The sequence below is a fragment of the Solibacillus sp. FSL R7-0682 genome (assembly GCF_038005985.1).
Taxonomy (GTDB): Bacteria; Bacillota; Bacilli; order Bacillales_A; family Planococcaceae; genus Solibacillus.
This window is the reverse complement of the sequence record NZ_JBBOUI010000001.1, coordinates 982,921-1,001,000: the sequence shown is the minus strand read 5'-3', so window position 1 is coordinate 1,001,000 and position 18,080 is coordinate 982,921. Positions and strand designations below refer to the sequence as shown.

15 protein-coding genes and 1 other annotated feature are annotated in these 18,080 nt (G+C 36.0%); of the genes, 6 read left to right on the top strand and 9 right to left on the bottom strand.

Annotated elements, in window-relative coordinates; translation table 11 throughout:
- Positions 1 to 204 precede the first annotated feature (204 nt).
- A complete protein-coding gene (gene dat, locus MKZ17_RS05180) occupies positions 205 to 1,056 on the bottom strand; it encodes a D-amino-acid transaminase (protein WP_340722694.1) in 852 nt (283 codons plus the stop codon).
- A gap of 19 nt (positions 1,057 to 1,075) precedes the next feature.
- Positions 1,076 to 2,470, bottom strand: a complete 1,395-nt coding sequence (gene pepV / locus MKZ17_RS05175; protein WP_340722693.1) for a dipeptidase PepV — start codon at positions 2,468 to 2,470, stop codon at positions 1,076 to 1,078.
- Between the two features lie 328 nt (positions 2,471 to 2,798).
- On the opposite strand from pepV, the gene MKZ17_RS05170 reads away from it, so the two are divergent.
- Entirely contained in the window at positions 2,799 to 3,020 is a 222-nt protein-coding gene (locus MKZ17_RS05170) for a DeoR family transcriptional regulator (protein ID WP_008408196.1), read from the top strand.
- Between the two features lie 206 nt (positions 3,021 to 3,226).
- Here MKZ17_RS05170 and MKZ17_RS05165 read toward each other — a convergent pair whose 3' ends face one another.
- Both MKZ17_RS05165 and MKZ17_RS05160 read right to left on the bottom strand, forming a co-directional pair.
- Complete coding sequence (locus tag MKZ17_RS05165; protein WP_340722692.1) at positions 3,227 to 3,931, bottom strand: pseudouridine synthase; 705 nt, start codon at positions 3,929 to 3,931, stop codon at positions 3,227 to 3,229.
- 60 nt (positions 3,932 to 3,991) lie between these two features.
- On the bottom strand, positions 3,992 to 5,608 hold the full coding sequence (locus MKZ17_RS05160) for a putative polysaccharide biosynthesis protein (RefSeq protein ID WP_340722691.1): 1,617 nt from the start codon (positions 5,606 to 5,608) through the stop codon (positions 3,992 to 3,994).
- A gap of 217 nt (positions 5,609 to 5,825) precedes the next feature.
- Between MKZ17_RS05160 and MKZ17_RS05155 the strand changes: the two genes are divergently transcribed.
- Together MKZ17_RS05155 and MKZ17_RS05150 are read left to right on the top strand one after the other, a co-directional pair.
- The gene (locus MKZ17_RS05155; protein WP_340722690.1) at positions 5,826 to 7,085 is read left to right on the top strand and encodes a BaiN/RdsA family NAD(P)/FAD-dependent oxidoreductase; all 1,260 of its coding nucleotides are present in this window, start codon (positions 5,826 to 5,828) and stop codon (positions 7,083 to 7,085) included.
- An 83-nt stretch (positions 7,086 to 7,168) separates the two neighbouring features.
- Positions 7,169 to 7,984: a cysteine methyltransferase gene (locus MKZ17_RS05150; protein ID WP_340722689.1), complete on the top strand. Its 816-nt coding sequence runs from the start codon at positions 7,169 to 7,171 to the stop codon at positions 7,982 to 7,984.
- 42 nt (positions 7,985 to 8,026) lie between these two features.
- Here the strand turns inward: MKZ17_RS05150 and trhA are convergent, their stop codons facing one another.
- The 3 genes from trhA to MKZ17_RS05135 all read right to left on the bottom strand — a co-directional run bounded on the left by trhA (position 8,027) and on the right by MKZ17_RS05135 (position 10,370).
- Positions 8,027 to 8,668, bottom strand: a complete 642-nt coding sequence (trhA, locus tag MKZ17_RS05145) for a PAQR family membrane homeostasis protein TrhA (protein ID WP_340722688.1) — start codon at positions 8,666 to 8,668, stop codon at positions 8,027 to 8,029.
- A gap of 139 nt (positions 8,669 to 8,807) precedes the next feature.
- A complete protein-coding gene (locus MKZ17_RS05140) occupies positions 8,808 to 9,242 on the bottom strand; it encodes a CoxG family protein (RefSeq protein ID WP_340722687.1) in 435 nt (144 codons plus the stop codon).
- A 192-nt stretch (positions 9,243 to 9,434) separates the two neighbouring features.
- A complete protein-coding gene (locus MKZ17_RS05135) occupies positions 9,435 to 10,370 on the bottom strand; it encodes a cation diffusion facilitator family transporter (RefSeq protein ID WP_340722686.1) in 936 nt (311 codons plus the stop codon).
- Positions 10,371 to 10,599: 229 nt separating this feature from the next.
- Here MKZ17_RS05135 and MKZ17_RS05130 point away from each other — a divergent pair, with 229 nt between their 5' ends.
- Complete coding sequence (locus tag MKZ17_RS05130; protein WP_340722685.1) at positions 10,600 to 12,321, top strand: HD-GYP domain-containing protein; 1,722 nt, start codon at positions 10,600 to 10,602, stop codon at positions 12,319 to 12,321.
- A gap of 39 nt (positions 12,322 to 12,360) precedes the next feature.
- Here the strand turns inward: MKZ17_RS05130 and leuS are convergent, their stop codons facing one another.
- Positions 12,361 to 14,775: a leucine--tRNA ligase gene (gene leuS, locus MKZ17_RS05125; RefSeq protein ID WP_340722684.1), complete on the bottom strand. Its 2,415-nt coding sequence runs from the start codon at positions 14,773 to 14,775 to the stop codon at positions 12,361 to 12,363.
- Between the two features lie 114 nt (positions 14,776 to 14,889).
- Positions 14,890 to 15,104: a binding site (T-box leader), on the bottom strand.
- An 84-nt stretch (positions 15,105 to 15,188) separates the two neighbouring features.
- Positions 15,189 to 16,364: an MDR family MFS transporter gene (locus MKZ17_RS05120; protein ID WP_340722683.1), complete on the bottom strand. Its 1,176-nt coding sequence runs from the start codon at positions 16,362 to 16,364 to the stop codon at positions 15,189 to 15,191.
- A 137-nt stretch (positions 16,365 to 16,501) separates the two neighbouring features.
- Between MKZ17_RS05120 and MKZ17_RS05115 the strand changes: the two genes are divergently transcribed.
- Both MKZ17_RS05115 and MKZ17_RS05110 read left to right on the top strand, forming a co-directional pair.
- A complete protein-coding gene (locus MKZ17_RS05115) occupies positions 16,502 to 17,461 on the top strand; it encodes a TIGR01212 family radical SAM protein (protein ID WP_340722682.1) in 960 nt (319 codons plus the stop codon).
- Positions 17,458 to 18,039, top strand: a complete 582-nt coding sequence (locus tag MKZ17_RS05110; protein ID WP_340722681.1) for a class I SAM-dependent methyltransferase — start codon at positions 17,458 to 17,460, stop codon at positions 18,037 to 18,039. The genes MKZ17_RS05115 and MKZ17_RS05110 overlap by 4 nt, the downstream gene beginning before the upstream one ends.
- Positions 18,040 to 18,080: the final 41 nt, after the last annotated feature.

The window sequence follows — 18,080 nt, the reverse complement described above, 5'->3', positions numbered from 1 at the left end:
CTACTCTCCAAATCATTCCTAGTTGTCATTAGCTTTTATTTTACAGGTTATTGCCAAAAAAAAATAGAGAAGGAATTCCTAGGTAATTTTCAAGCAACTTTACTTTTAAAAGGCAACAAATTCTTAAAAGTGCAAAAAGAGTGTATCATAGGAAAATAATCCACGATACACTCTTTGCTATTATTTATTAGTTATCCCAAACCATTATGCACGAATGCCTTTTGGGATTTTTGTTTCGAATTGTGCTTGTAATTTACGTGTCCATTCACCTGGTGTACCGCCACCAAAAACAGTACCATCAACTTCAATAATTGGTGTTACTTCAGAAGTTGTAGAAGAAACAATTACTTCGTCCATTGCTAACAATTGCTCTTTTGTCATTGCTTCTTCTTTCACTGGCATACCGATTTCAGCCGCGCATTTTAAAATCACTTGACGTGTAATACCATTTAATATGAAATTATCCGCTGGATGTGTGTACAGTACACCATCTTTTACACCATAAATATTTGAAGATGAGCCTTCTGTAATCGTTTCACCTCGGTGTAAAATCGCCTCATAGCAGCCTTTTTCGTGTGCTTCTTGCTTCGCTAAAACCGCACCTAATAAATTTAATGATTTAATATCACAACGTAACCAACGAACATCTTCTACAAATGTTGCTTTTACACCTTTTTCAAAGTTTTCGACTGGGCGTGGGTTTTCTTTTGTATTCCCTGTTAAAACAGGTTTCACATCATCACCAGGGAAAATATGATTACGAGGTCCAGCGCCACGTGTAATTTGGAAGTAAACATGTCCTGTATCCACATTATTTGCTTCTACTAATTGATGTAATAATTGATGCAATTTATCTTTCGTAAACGGAATTGTAATACGGATTTTTTCGGCACTTGCATAAAAACGGTCAACGTGCTCTTCAGCAGTAAATAGCTCACCATTATATACTTTAATTACTTCATAAACGCCATCTCCAAATTGATAACCACGGTCTTCCTTATCTACTACTACTTCCTCATTTTTTACGATTTGATCATTCCATAAGCTATAGCTCATTTTTTTCACCCTTTATTTATTATTTATTTGCTAATTTGACGATGGCTTCCGCATAAATTGCAGCAGCCTTAACTAAGTTATCTACTACAACAAATTCATCTGCCTGATGCGCTACATCTGCTTCACCAGGAAATAACATACCGAATGCTACACCTTTTTTCATTACACGTGCATACGTGCCGCCACCTGTCGATAATGGTTTTGAATCATCTCCACTATATTTACGATACACCTCAAGTAATGTACGGACAAGTTCATCTTCTTCACTTACATAGTGTGGTTTCGAATTACCTGCTACATTTAAAGTGAATGGCTTATTTTGAAGCAAGCTTTGCGCATGTGTGATTTTTTCCTCAAATGGATATGTAACAGCGTAACGCATACTTACTTCGATGCTAGCTCCATTTTTATCAAATGTTACAACCCCTGGATTTAATGTTGTTTGACCTGACATCGAATCTTCAAATTGAAGCTGTAGTGCCGAACCATAATGATCCTCATCAAATAGTTCCGTCACAAAACGAACAAACTGACTTCCAACACCTGTTGAAATAACTGTTTGTAAGTATTTTGCTAAATAAACTGCTGCATTTCGACCTTTTTCTGGCTCCATTGCATGTGCAGATTTACCTTTAACCGTTATTATAAACCCAGATTCAGACTTAATAAAAGACCCTTCTAGGCTATTTTCTGTTAAAAATTTCTGAAAATTATCAATTATCGTATCATCCACTAATTTTACTACTGCTACAGCTTCATCCGGCACCATATTTGTTCGTTTACCTGATTTAAACGAAATCAGTTGCTCTTCAGCTGTATATTTTTCCTTTGAACTAAATACTAAGTGCCCTATACCTTTTTCTGCGTTAATTAAAGGGAAATCAGCATCTGGTGCAAATCCAATTGTTGGCATTTCTTCTTTTTTAAAATAATGTTTTACACAACGGAAACCACTTTCTTCATCTGTTCCAATAATCATGCGTACACGTTTTTTTAGCTCGATTCCTTCATCTTGAATCATTTTCATGGCAAGCCAAGCAGCGATTGTTGGGCCTTTATCATCAATTGCCCCACGGCCATATAATTTTCCATCTACAATACGTCCTTCAAATGGTGGGTAAGTCCATGTTGATGGATTTCCTGCTGGCACAACGTCTACGTGACAAAGAATACCAATTAGCTCGTCTCCTTGGCCCATTTCGATATGACCGGCTTTATGATCGACGTTTTTCACCGTCATCCCTTGCGCTTCGCCTTGTGCGAGCATAAAATCTAATGCAGCTTTTGGACCATCGCCAAATGGTGTTTCCACCGTTGTTTTTTGCTCATCTAATATACTTTCAATTTGAATTAATTGCTGTAAATCAGTTAGTAATTCTTGCTGTCTTGCTTGAGCAATTTTTAACCAATCCATTAAAAAACACCTCATTTTTATAATATCGTTTATTGTACTCCTTCTAAGCAAAAATACAATATTAAATTCAGCTGTATACTTTTACTATTTCCATCATAAACATTAAGTATATGAATTTTCAGTAAAATTATTAACAATTCGGTTTCAAATATGGAATTATACTTAATTTTCCGCTATAATATATGTGTCAGAACATTCATTCTGACCAAACTTCAGAAAAGGGGATGTCTAAGGCAAACAATTAAAGCCTAAGTGCACTCCGCACATATTTGGTCGTCCGCTAGTCTTATGCCATGAGAATTTAAGATCGAAGGAGTGGTTTTTTATTATGAAACCAACTACTGATAGAATGCTTAATCGTATTAAAGACGTGTACATGTTTATCCTAAATAAAGGAGAAGTGACTACACAGGATTTAGTCGAAGAGTTCAACATCACTCCTCGCACCATTCAAAGAGATTTGAATGTGTTAGCCTTCAATGACTTGGTAATGAGTCCAAGTCGAGGTAAATGGACAACGACGAAGAAAAAAGTAAAAATGACATCTTAGAATTTTTGAAAGCGGCTGGTTCTTATTTTGTAAGAAAGGGCATGTATTTGCCCCAAACATACTATAGGGTGTCAATCAGCTACACAAATGTAATAGAGGAACAATTCATTGTCCGCCTGTTCTATATAAAGAACAAAAAGAGAATGCCCTTTTCGTCGGGGGCATTCTCTTTTATTATGTTTATTAACAATCGATTAACTTCCGTATCAGATTAAATTTTTTAATTCCTCTTCAGTAAGCTCACGGTAATCCCCTAATAGTAATTCTTCATCCAGTTTTAAGCTTCCCATTGATAATCGTTTTAAATACGTCACCTTTTTCCCTACTGCTTCAAACATACGCTTCACCTGATGGAATTTTCCTTCTTGAATCATTAATTCTATTTCAGATTGTTCTCCTGATGATAATATAACTAATTCACCTGGTTTCGTATGGTAGCCATCATCCAATGTTACACCATGCGCGAATGCTTTAACATCATCCTCTGTTACAACCCCCTCAATTCTTGCATAATACCATTTTGGAACGTGCTTTTTCGGAGAAAGTAAGTTGTGGGCTAGATTTCCATCATTCGTAATTAGTAATAGTCCTTCAGTATCTTTATCTAAACGACCTACTGGGAAAGGCTCAAAATGCTGTACATACGGGTCTAATAAATCAATGACTGTTTGATCATATTTATCTTCTGTAGCTGAAATCACTCCAGGTGGTTTATTCATCATAATATAAATGAATTCAATGTATTCGACGCGCTCCCCAAATACCGAAACATTTTGTGTTTCCGGGTTTACATGCATCGAAGCATCCTTAACAGTTTCTCCATCCACTGTTACTGCTTTTTGCTTTAATAATACCTTCACTTCTTTTCGAGAGCCGTAGCCCATGTTTGCCAATAATTTATCTAAACGCATCGTTTTCCTCCATAAATTTTCCTCCATAAATTAAAAAAGGCGCCCAGTAGACGCCTCTATTTATTTAACCAATCGCAATTTACGTGCAATTTTCGTTAGTTTATCCCCTAATAAAATTTGTGCTAATCCAAGTTTATATGATATTAAACCGTAGATGGCTACCCCAATGCCTGCACAAACAACCGCATATAATAATGCTAGAACTTTTGTTTCCGCTGGAGCAATTGCTGTTAAGACAAAATGCGTTAATAAAACGCCTACCGCCATTAATGCCGTTAACATAAAAATTAGTATAATTCGTCGTAGCACAACTTTCGCATTGTAATTAGTCACTTTATTAATAACAAAAATATTAATACCGATCGTTATAATATACCCGATTGCCGTAGCTAAAATGGCACCATCTACTGACAATATTTTAATAAGCGGTGTATTTAATACTGTTTTCACGAATAATCCCATTAATAAGCTAAAAACAACCCATTTTTGATAATCGATTCCTTGAAGGATAGCTGCTGTTACGGTAAATAACGCAAATAAAATGGCAAGTGGCGCATAATGACTTAACACTTGTGTTCCCATTTCACTATAGGAATAGAAGAAATGATATAAATCCTCAGCTAAAATCGAAATACCAATTGCCGCTGGAACCGTAATAAATAATAACACCTGATATGTTTTATCCATTGCTAAATGGACTTGTCGTAAATCCTTTTGTGTAAAATATTTCGTAACCATTGGAATGATTGCCATTGAAAAGCCTGTCGCAAGTACTACTGGAATCATAACAATTTTTTGAGTTAGTAAGTTTAGCATTGTAAAATACGTATCTGTTACTTTTGCAGAAACCCCACCAGCAATCATTGCTCGGTTAAAGGTAAGTAAGTCAACCATTTGAAATAATGAACTTCCCAAGCCTACAAAAACAACTGGAATTGAATACTTGAAAATTTCTTTATACATTGCTGAATACGGGATTTGATATTCTTTTGGCGCAACAACTTGTGTCGCCTTTATCTCTGGACGAAGCTTCTTCCAAAAATAAAATAAAGTAAGCAACCCACCAATTGAACCGATAAATGCCGCAAAAACTGAAAAATTAACAGCTGTAAGTGGATCACCACCAAATATATTTACCACTATAAATGCGCTACCAAGTAAAAATACAATACGTACTATTTGTTCAACAAGCTGTGATACCGAGGTCGGTAAAAAATGACCATACCCTTGTAAGTAACCACGAACTAAGCTCATAAATGGAACGATAATTAATGCATAACTAACCCATTTAATAACCGTCGAAACTTGTTCAACAGTAAATGCCTGCTCATCATCAGCAATAACAATATTGGCAATTGGTGTAGCAAGTAAATACATTACAATAAATGACACGATTCCCGTCAAGGTCATAAATAACGCACCGGTCTTAACTAACCGACGACCAGCATCAAAATCTCCTAATGCATTATATTTCGAAACAAATTTTGAAATGGCAATTGGCAAGCCGGCAATCGCAATCGATAACATAATATTGTATGGGATATAGGCATAGTTATAGAGCCCAATATTTTCTTCACCAACAATCGCATAAAATGGGAAAATATAAATTAACCCTAGTAATTTCGATAAAAACAATCCAATTGTTAATATCGCTGTTCCCTTCATCAATGAAGACATGAAATATCCTTCCGTTCCATTTTTAAATTCATTGTTATTCTATATCACTTTTTAATTGAACGGTCTCCTTTAAAAGGAAGTTCCCGCACATTTCCTTTTACAAGTTTACATGTGAAAGACCATTTACTCAAATAGTTTCTTCATTTCATGTATAATAGGTCATAGAAAATGAACGAATACATGAAAATTTTTGTAAAAGAAAGTGAGAAAGTAACGAATGTTTGATGTTATTGTAATCGGCGGTGGACCGTCTGGCTTAATGGCAGCAATTGCAGCTGCTGAGCAAAAAAAGAAAGTTTTATTATTGGAAAAGGGCTCTAAGCTTGGAAAAAAATTAGCCATTTCGGGTGGAGGGCGTTGTAATGTTACGAACCGCTTATCTGCTGAAGAAATTATTAAGCATATACCTGGCAATGGTCGTTTTTTATATAGCCCATTTACCGTTTATAACAATGAAAATATTATTGAGTTTTTCGAAGGACTTGGTGTCGCATTAAAGGAAGAAGACCATGGACGAATGTTTCCTGTCTCAAATCGCGCCCAAGATGTAGTAGATGCTCTTGAAAAGGAATTAAAACGTCTAAAAGTTGATGTTCGACTTCACACTGCTGTCAATAAATTATTAATGGATGATGAACGTATATATGGCATTCGCCTTGAAAGCGGCGAGGAAATCCGTGCCAATGCTGTCGTAGTAGCTGTTGGAGGTAAAGCTGTTCCTCAAACTGGTTCTACAGGAGACGGCTATCCATGGGCAGAGCGAGCTGGTCATACAGTAACAACTCTTTTCCCAACAGAAGTTCCTGTTACATCAAAAGAGCCTTTTATTCAATCCCGTGAGTTACAAGGCTTAGCATTAAGAGATGTAGCTGTATCCGTACTGAATAAAAAGGGGAAAGTGCTTGTAACCCATCAAATGGATATGTTATTTACACATTTTGGTTTGAGTGGTCCAGCTATTTTACGCTGTAGTCAATATATTGTGAAAGAACAATTAAAAACTGGTAGTGCTCCTGTGCAAGTTCGCATTCAATCTTTAACAGACTACAATGAAGAGACTTGCTTCCAAATGTTAAATAAAACAATTAAGGAAGAGCCAAAAAAAGCAGTTAAAAATTTATGGAAATCATTAGTTCCTGAACGTTGGCTAATATTCTTAATGGAGCGTGCACAAATTGATCCAGCACTAACTGCTATTGATTTATCCCAAGAAAAAATCCGTAATCTTGCCCGTGAGCTCGTCACTTTTACAATGGATGTTCATGGAACACAATCAATTGAAAAAGCCTTTGTTACTGGAGGCGGTGTTTCCGTAAAGGAAATCGAACCAAAAACAATGGCCTCAAAAAAGATGCTCGGTTTATATTTCTGTGGAGAAATTTTAGATATTCACGGTTATACAGGTGGCTATAATATCACATCTGCGTTAGTTACAGGACGCATTGCTGGAATGAGTGCAGGTCAATTTCAAGTATAAAATTTGCGATTGAAAGGCACTAGCACTTCCAATACCTTCCCAGTATCATATGATATATGAAAAATCAGGAGGCTTCCGACACCATGCATCATAATGGAAATAAACAAACTATGCTCTTTTTAGCGTCGGATGAACTTATGCAAACACATCTGTCTTGTACAAAAATAAAAGACAGTAACATTGAAGATATTGTTTTTACGATAAGAGCATTTTGCTACGCTTTAGAGGATGACCTTTTTGCGAAAAGTACAATTTTAAATTTAATTCTTGGTTTAAATAAAGATGGCTTAGGCATGTCACTTGCAATCGATTTAACAAATATTCCAAATGTGAATCCGATACAGTTAAGAAAAATTGTTGAACATCTTCAAAAAAGCCCGGTATTATTACAGGTAGTGTCAAATAAATTAGATGCCATTGCTGCTTCAGGCGATTTTGAAACCGCTACACAGGCGAAACGAGCAAAGCAGTTTTTTGTTGAAAACTCGCCAAAAGGAATTACTGCGTTTTCAACAAATCGACAAGCAAATCAGCTCTACTGGCTTAACCACAATAATCAAATTATCACCAATATAACTCCCTTTACAGTAGATGAAAAAGGCGGACATATTGCTTTTACAATAAGAGTTGGCTTTAAACATGATTTTATAATGCAATGCTACGAAGTGGAATGTTTGATGCACTTGTTCAATGAAGGAGATAAACTAGGTTACTATTTTGAGCTTTACTTAGATCAAGAGGATTATCATCATCAATTGCTTTATGAGGAAATGCCGGATCAATTTATGAGGAATAAAGCATTTTTACGTCAAATTTTAGAGCAAATGAAAAAATGCAATACTGTACATTATGATGAATACTTACAAGAATTAATTGAAAAATTTACAGCAAGCATATAAAAAGAGCGAATTCCACTCCAAAGAGGAATTCGCTCTTTCACTTTAAACATATAAATAAATCGCTAAAAACATTGCCGCGCTTCCTGCCATTACAAATACATGCCAAATTGCATGATTGTATGGAATCCGATCATTTTTATAAAAATAAGTACCAATTGTATAAAATAACCCACCTGATAATAGCGTTAAAAATCCTGCCCAAGTTATACTCACTACTAATGGCTTTGCAACAAAAATAATAATCCAGCCCATACCAATATATACAAGTACCGAAAGCATTTTCGAACCATTAACGTAAAATTGCTTTAATATAATCCCGATCGCTGCTAGAATCCATTGAATAGCAAATATCGTCCATCCTAGCTTTCCACCAATAGATACTAAAACAATAGGCGTATACGTACCAGCAATTAATAAAAAGATAGAGCTATGATCTAATTTTTTTAAAAACTTTTTATGGGTTGGCCAACTATGATACATCGTTGAGGCAAAATAGAGGCAAAACATTGAAATACCAAAGATAATATAGCTGACTAACTCAATCGTCGATCCGTTTTCTTGAGCTTTAGCAACTAACAGGAACGTTGCAGGAATTGTTAATAATGCAGCAACTCCATGGGTTAAACTGTTCCACATTTCTTCTTTTGCGCTATAACTATTTTGTTCCATCATGATTTGTGTCATATACACCCACCTCTTTCTTACACTAATTATAAAATATTAAATGAGTTTCCATATGCGAAGATGTCATGATTTGCCTATGATATTTATCATGTATGAAAGAAAAACCCATTAGAATTATTAGTTCTAATGAGCAACTTAATTATGCTTGGATTGTGCGTCCGATTTTTTCAGTTAAGCGTGTTACGACTTTTGGTAATAATACTTTAATCGCCGGTGTTAATACAGCCCCTGCAATACCACCCGCATTTACTTCTACAGTGCCTGTCATATATGTACCACCATCTTTTGGCTCTGCTATAAATTCGCCAGCACCAGAGAAATTATCAGATAAACCTTTAATTTCAAACTTTATTTGATTTGGCTCGTTCATCTCTACAATTTTAATTTCTAGCTCAACCTTTTTTGTTAAGCCTTTGAAATTCCCCTCAAATGTCCAAATGGATGTTTGCGCATCCACTTCCTTATGTGCTTTATACGCGGGTACTAATACTGCCCACTTTTCGATTTTACTTACGAAGCCCCATACTTTACCTTGGCTTACTGGAATTTGTACTGAATGTGATGCTTGTGCCATCCGTTTTACACTTCTTTCTGCTAATTATCTCGGTTGTTAAATGAATGCATCATTTACTACTCTAGTATTACATACATATAGATACTTTTTAATAGTTAATTATGTCTGTCGTGGCTCGATTTAGATGGAATCTGTGTCAAGTTACTAGAAATACATAATTGGAATAATAAATCGTATCCATTCAATAAGAAATTAATGGTGATGGTCGTGTTGATCATGCCCCTCTACTTTGCATAACAGACTATCTTCATGAGAATGCTTAACTGTTTCTAATTGGATCGTTACATGATGAATACCATGATGTAGCAGTTCATGCTCGATTTTCTTTAACAATCCTTCACTTTCAACAACTGTCATTTTTTCATTAACAACTAAGTGGCATGTAAGAGCATTTAAACCACTTGTTATTGTCCAAATATGTAAATCATGTAACGACAAAACTTGTGGATTTTTTGTCATTGCCTTCACAATTTCATCCACCTGAATATTAACTGGTGCCCCTTCCATTAAAATATGAATCGATGCTTTTGTAATGCTATACCCACTACGCAATACGAGTAATGCCACAATCATACTGGCTAATGGGTCTGCCCATAAAAAACCGAAACCCATTATAAGTAATGCCGCAATAATTGCCCCAATTGAACCTAACATATCACCAATTACATGCATAAAAGCACTGCGCATATTTAAATTTTCTTTCGTATCTGCCCCACGCATCATAATCCATGCGACAATTATGTTCACAATAAGTCCAGTTACACTTATTACTAACATGCCAAGCGTTGCTACTTCTAGTGGCTCCATAAACCGACCTATTGCTTCATAGCAAATAACAACGGCAATAATTATTAATGTAAGACCATTAAATGCTGCAGCCAGAACTTCAAAGCGCTTGTATCCGAAAGTTTTTTGCTTCGTTACAGCTCGCTCACTTAACATAAATGCAATTAATGCAATACATAAGGAAATTGCATCACTTAACATATGACCTGCATCCGAAAGTAGTGCTAAGCTATTTGTCAATAATCCTCCAATCGCTTCAACGATCATGAATGTTGTAATTATTATAAATGAAATGGCCAACACTTTTTTATTATTAGTATGGTGATGGTGATGTTCTGCCATATGAACGTCTCTCCTCTTCTATTTCATTAAATTTCCTGCATTAACCTATTACTAAATACTCACTCTCAAACCCGACAATTTCTAGATTTTAAAATTTTAATATAACTTTTGCAGATTAATACAGGTATTTTTTAGTAATTAATATCGAAAAATCCAAAAAATGTTCCCAATTTTATGTAGAATTAACATATAATATAACAAAATAATAAATATAAACGAGGTGTATTCATTGTCAAAAATAGAACAAATTCTACTCAAAGATGTCTCCCCTGGTGACATTCTTGCTAATGATCTTTTCGTAAATCGACAATTACTTATGAAAAAAGATAGTACGCTCACGGAAAAAGGAATTGAACTTTTAAGAAAAAAAGGTGTTCAATTCGTCACGGTTTACTACCAAGAAAAAATGCATGAATCAAATGACACAACGCAACACTATCTTTTAAGTAACGAGCTTTCTAAAAATGATATCGTTTTTAATTTCTCTAATATCCCGGGTAGTATACATTCAACTGATGATATCGCCTTAAATTTTTACTCTTTACTAGCTGAGCTAGATATGGATATTCGGTATGGACAAATTTTAAAAGATGCATCCGCAATTGATTATTTACAAAATTTATTAGAAGCTATTTTAAGTAATGATGTATATAAAAACTACTTAGATCAATTAAAAGCATGGGATTATACTTCTTATTTACATAGTATTGATGCTTTTATTCTTGGTACATTATTTGCCAGAAAATTAAAACTTGAACAACTTGAACAAATTGCTATTGGCTATCTATTACACGATATCGGAAAACTAAACATCCCTAAAGCAATCCTTCAAAAACCAGGTCGTCTAAATGCAAAAGAATTTGACCTAATGAAGTCTCACACTCTCGAAGGAGAAGCAATTTTCAATGAAATTGGATTGTCACAATGGGCATATTTAGCGAAATCACATCACGAACGTAGAAATGGTGAAGGCTACCCTGGAAATAGCACTACAACCTTTACAATCGAATTGGAGATTTTACAAATTATTGATGTTTATTCAGCTATAACAATGAAACGAACTTATCGAGATGCTATGCGAGCTGCAGACGCCTTTAGTCTTTTATATCGTGACCAGGTTTTATTTAATGAGCTGCTACTAACCCAGTTTGTTGATTTTATTGGGATTTATCCAGAAAATTCAATCGTTTTATTATCAGATAATTTTCATGCAATTGTGGAAAAAGCTAACCCAAAGTTTCCTACTTCCCCACGTGTTAAATGTATAGAAACAGGTATTTCATTCCACATTTCCGTAAATAACGAAATAACGATTACTAAGATGATCTCTCATCAATCAGAAAGTAAAGCGGCGCTACTTAATACATTTTACAATGAGCTTGTTAGTGCAAATGTCGAAAATGCTAAAAAGACATACTTAAAGTTGGTTGATAACTTCAATGTTTCGGAGTACTTTACTAAAATATTCATTCCTGTTTATCAAATCTTAAATTTATTAAAGAGACAGCAAACGATATATGACTCAAAATATGCTCAAGTCGTACAATATATGGAACAATTGATGGAACAAAAAATTGAAGAGCAAATTGATAACGATCACTACGAAAAAAATGTTTTATTTTTAGTAGAATCTAATTTTAAAAACGATTATCTTTTTAAAGCATTTTTAGGGTTAGTTCATAATGAACATATCTTCCCGCACGTGTTAACGATTGATTCGAGCTTAGATTCGATTTTAATGACGATCGACACTGCTCACATTAGTGAAACTTGCGTTATTACTGATACCTCTGCCGATACATTATTGCTCTCTTATTTACCGAATACAGTTGAACTATCAACCAATAGGATAGAACGCTATTTGTTAAGTTTAATCGGTGAAACGCAAGACGTATTCCATTTTGATACATTACTGCAAGAATACGCAACAAATCAAATCCTCTCAATATAAACTGAAAAATGGCTGCCCGGTAGTGGACAGCCATTTTTATTATTTTACAACGATATTAACCAATTTTCCTGGGATAACAATGACTTTCACAATTTGTTTTCCTTCGATAAATTCCTGTACTTTACTATCTTCAAGCGCAACTTTTTCTAATTCTTCTTTTGAAGTATCTTTTGCAACGTTTACTTTTGCACGTACTTTCCCTAATACTTGAACGACAACTTCAATTTCATCATCTACTAATTTTGAGTCATCATATGTTGGCCAAGATACATACGTAATTGTGCCTTCATGACCTAAAATTGACCATAGTTCTTCTGCAATATGCGGCGCCATTGGTGATAATAGCTTTACAAAGCCCTCTGCGTATTCAGTAGGGATTACTTCTGCCTTGTAGCAGTCGTTAATGAATACCATCATTTGTGAAATGGCTGTATTGAAACGGATACCTTCGTAGTCGTCTGTCACTTTTTTCACAGTTTGGTGGTACACTTTTTCTAATGCTTTATCGTTAGATGGTTGGATTTTGCTCGAAAGCTTTCCTTCATCTGTAACGTACAGGCGCCAAATACGATCTAGGAAGCGGCGTGCACCATCAAGACCGTTCGTAGACCATGCTACCGAAGCTTCAAGTGGACCCATGAACATTTCATATAGACGTAATGTATCCGCACCATGTGATTCAATAATATCATCAGGGTTAACAACATTCCCTTTTGACTTCGACATTTTTTCATTACCCTCACCTAAGATCATTCCTTGGTTAAATAGCTTTTGGAATGGTTCCTTTGTATGAACAACGCCTAAATCGTAAAGTACTTTATGCCAGAAGCGCGCGTATAGTAAGTGTAGTACGGCATGCTCAGCACCACCGATATAAATATCAACTGGTAACCAGCGCTTTAATAGCTCTGGATCTGCGATTGCTTCTGTGTTTTTTGGATCAATATAACGTAGGAAGTACCATGAAGAACCAGCCCATTGAGGCATTGTGTTTGTTTCACGTCGCCCTTTCTTACCTGTTATAGGATCTACTACATTTACCCACTCTTCAATGTTCGCAAGTGGTGATTCACCTGTACCTGAAGGACGGATATTGTCTGTTTTCGGTAATACTAATGGTAATTCTTCTGCAGGTACAGTTGTCATTGTGCCATCTTCCCAGTGAATTACTGGAATTGGCTCACCCCAGTAACGTTGACGAGAGAATAGCCAGTCACGTAAACGGTAAGAAATTTTCTTTTCACCTACACCATTTTCCTCTAACCATTCAATTGCCTTTGAGATACCCTCTTCTTTATTTAAACCATTTAAGAAATCAGAATTGATGTGAACACCGTCACCAGTGAACGCTTCCTTCTCAATGTCGCCACCTTCTAATACAGATGTGATTTCTAAACCAAATTCTTTCGCGAATTCATAGTCGCGCTCATCATGGGCAGGAACTGCCATAATAGCACCTGTACCATATGTTGCTAATACATAGTCTGCAATCCAAATTGGCACTTCTTTCCCGTTAATTGGGTTGACAGCATAAGCACCTGTGAACACACCTGTTTTTTCTTTTGCTAAATCTGTACGCTCTAAGTCAGATTTTAATGATACTTTTTCTAAATAGCTTTCTACTGCTTCCTTTTGCTCTGGAGAAGTTATTTCCGCTACTAACTTGTGCTCTGGCGCAAGTACACAGTAAGTTGCACCGAATAATGTATCCGGACGAGTTGTGAATACCTCGAAGCCTTTATCAGTGCCTGCTACTGTAAATTTCACTTGTGCACCTTCAGAACGACCGATCCAGTTACGTTGCATTTCTTTAATTGATTCCGGCCAATCTACTTCTTCTAAATCATCAACTAAACGGTCTGCGTATTGTGTAATACGTAGTACCCATTGCTTCATTGGACGGCGTACTACCGGGTGACCTCCGCGCTCAGAAACGCCATCAATTACTTCTTCATTTGCAAGCACTGTGCCTAATGCTTCACACCAGTTTACTGCGATTTCGTCTACATAAGCTAAATCCATTTCTACAAGCTTTGTGAAAATCCATTGTGTCCATTTGTAGTATTCTGGATCCGTTGTATTAATTTCGCGATCCCAGTCGTATGAGAAGCCAAGCTCTTGAATTTGACGCTTAAATGTAGCAATATTTTTTGCAGTAAATTCAGCTGGGTCATTTCCTGTATCAAGTGCATACTGCTCAGCTGGTAACCCGAATGCATCCCAACCCATTGGATGAAGTACATTGTATCCTTGCATACGTTTAAAGCGAGATAAAATATCTGTCGCTGTATAACCTTCCGGGTGACCTACGTGTAGACCTGCACCTGATGGATAAGGGAACATATCTAATGCGTAGAATTTTGGTTTTTCTACTTCGTTTTCTGTTTTGAATGTTTTGTTAACATCCCAAAATGCCTGCCATTTTTTTTCGATTTGTTGATGATTAAAGCTCATTATTTTTCCTCCTTTTATAAATTGATTCTGTGATTTCTCTTATTGAAACTCGCACTCGAAATAATTAACTGAATATTTGAACAATAAAAAAACTCGCCCCATTCTTAGTAAATAAGAAGGGACGAGAGGTTATATTACTCCCGCGGTACCACCCAAATTAGTGACACAGCACTCAGCTTAAATTCTTAACGCGAATACACGGCTTACAGCTACTAAAAGTTCACCGAAGCTAACTCCGAGGCGAGTTCGATTTGACACATACTAGCTTACACCACCCGCTAGCTCTCTTAAAAGTGCGACCATCTACTATTCCTCATCACAGTTATATATTGTTATTTAGTTAATATTAATGGATTCCGTTCAAAAGCACAAGTGGCTGTTTTATGCTTACTGACAATTTACCCTATTTTTGTTTATTTTATAAGCTCATTATTTTTTAAGTTACGATCAAATAATAAGCACGGTATGATTGCTACTAGTAATATTACAGTTAAAATAAGCATCAATACTTGAATACCGTAAATATCGACCATTAACCCACCAAATAAAGGTCCAAGCATACGCCCAATTGTCGTTGCACTATTGACAAGTCCTTGATAAAATCCTTGTTGACCTTGTGGTGCTAATTTGTTTGCAATCATTGGAATAACTGGCGTAAAGAATACTTCACCCAACGTTAAAATGATCATTGCTGCTGCAAACATTTTAAAATCGCCCGCTAAATAAACAACAAAAAACGAAACTGACATTAATATTAACCCTAGTGCGAGCTGATGTTTAATTTTTTGCTCCCAACGCGTCACAAGGGGTTTAATTAGCGGTTGAACAGCAACGATCATCACTCCATTTATTGTCCAAAGTAGACTATATTCAGATAAGCTCATTCCTAAAGATTGGGTATAAGACGAAATGGTTGCGCTCCATTGAGAATACGCCATCCAACAAAATACTAATGAAATACTTAAAATCGATAGTGCAATAACTGGACCATTCCACCTTTTTACTTCTGCTTCTGTTTGTAATTTTTTTCTTGCAGTAGGCTTCCCATCAAAGCGTTTGTAAGTTAATACAACAAGTAAAAAGAACATTACATATGCGATTAAATTGGCGTAAAATACCCATTCAAAATTCACGTCTGCAACAAGACCTGCCATAGCAGGTCCAATAGCAACCCCTACATTATTCGCTAAAAAAATGGCATTGAAAGCTCTACGCCCACCTTCAGGCCAAACATTGCCCGCAACTGCATAGATAGCCGGATAAACCATTCCACCACTAAAGCCTAGCAACGTTAAAAACACCACATATTGTGGCCAATCGTGCCAAATCGTTAATAAGAGAATGGCACCTAAATTTAAAAGAACGCCAATTAAAATTGCTTTATAACCACCCAGTCGGTCAAACAAATATCCCCCTAATATATTTCCAAATATTCCAGCGAGAGAATTTAACATTAAAACAAAGCCAGCTACCGTCAATGTTTTACCTAGATGATCATGTATATAAATACTATTTAAAGGCCATAAAAATGAATTGCCGATTGTGTTCACAAACGTTCCAACAATTAAAAACCAAACCTGTTTTGGCACAATGAATTTCCTCCTAATATTTCACTCACAATCGACTATTCTAAGCTTCTTTAGGAAATTACTCAAGAAAAATATTTTCTATTAGTACTGACTGTAGCTCCATGATAAAATAAAACGTTAGAGGAGTGAACAGACTAATGACTGAAAATAAATTCCCTTTCCCATCAGATGGAAAGCGTTACTATACATGGAATCGATATTTACGAAATGAATTTGGTAAAAAAGTATATAAAGTAGCTTTAGATGCGGGCTTTGACTGTCCAAATCGTGACGGTACAGTTGCATTTGGTGGATGTACATTTTGTTCAGCTGCTGGTTCAGGCGACTTTGCAGGAAATAAAGTTGACCCGATTTCAGTACAATTTGAACAAATCAAGGCGAAGATGGAGAACAAATGGAAAGATGGCTTAACAATGGCGTACTTCCAAGCATATACAAATACACATGCTCCGCTTGAAGTGCTAAAAGAAAAATTTGAAGCAGCTCTTGCTTGTGAAGGTGTAATGGGCTTATCAATTGCTACTCGTCCAGACTGCTTACCAGATGATGTAGTCGAATATTTAGCAGAATTAAATGAACGCACTTATTTATGGGTAGAGCTTGGCCTACAAACTGTGCATGAAAAGACAGCAAATTTAATTAACCGCGCGCATGATTATGCAACCTATGTTGAAGGTGTCAATAAACTTCGAAAACATGGTATTCGTGTCGTTACACATATTATTAATGGTCTCCCACTAGAAGATTACGATATGATGATGGAGACTGCGCGTGAAGTGGCAAAATTAGACGTGCAAGGCATAAAGATTCATTTACTTCACTTATTAAAAGGGACTCCACTTGTCAAACAATACGAAAAGGGTATGCTAAAATTCATGGAAAAAGACGCATATACGCAACTTGTGGCGGATCAGCTCGAAATTATTCCCCCGGAAATGATTGTTCATCGTATTACAGGTGACGGTCCAATCGACTTAATGATCGGTCCTATGTGGTCAGTTAATAAGTGGGAAGTTTTAAACGGCATTGATGCAGAACTTGAGCGCCGCGACTCGTGGCAAGGGAAGTATTATAATGCGGATGTGACAAGTAAATGAAATTAGAACGAGTTATTCAATATGCACAAACCTTACTAAAAATGTCGATTACTGAAGGCGATATTGCAGTCGACGCAACCGCGGGAAATGGTCATGATACACTATTTTTAGCGAATCTAGTCGGAGATGAGGGGTATGTATACGCTTTTGACGTACAGAAAGAAGCAGTCGATGCAACACTCCACCGTTTACTTGACAATGCATTAGAACACCGTGCAATCGTGTTAAAAGATGGTCACGAAAATGTCTCAAAGTATGTAACCAAGCCTGTTGCAGGTGCTATTTTTAATCTCGGCTATTTGCCAGGTAGTAATCATGACCTTGTGACAAAGCCCAATACGACGATACAGGCAATCGAAAGTTTATTAAAGCTATTAAAAGTTGGAGGCATTATTGTTTTAGTAGTTTATCATGGTCATGAAGGTGGTAAAGAGGAACGCGATGCAATCATTCATTTCGTTAGTGAGTTACCGCAAAAATATGTTCATGTATTACGCTATGAATTTATCAATCAAAAAAACGAACCACCTTTTATAATCGCATTAGAAAAAGTGAAAAACATTCCATTGGAGAGCTAAGAATTCTTAGCTCCCTTTTAGTTAGTAAAGAAAGGATGATA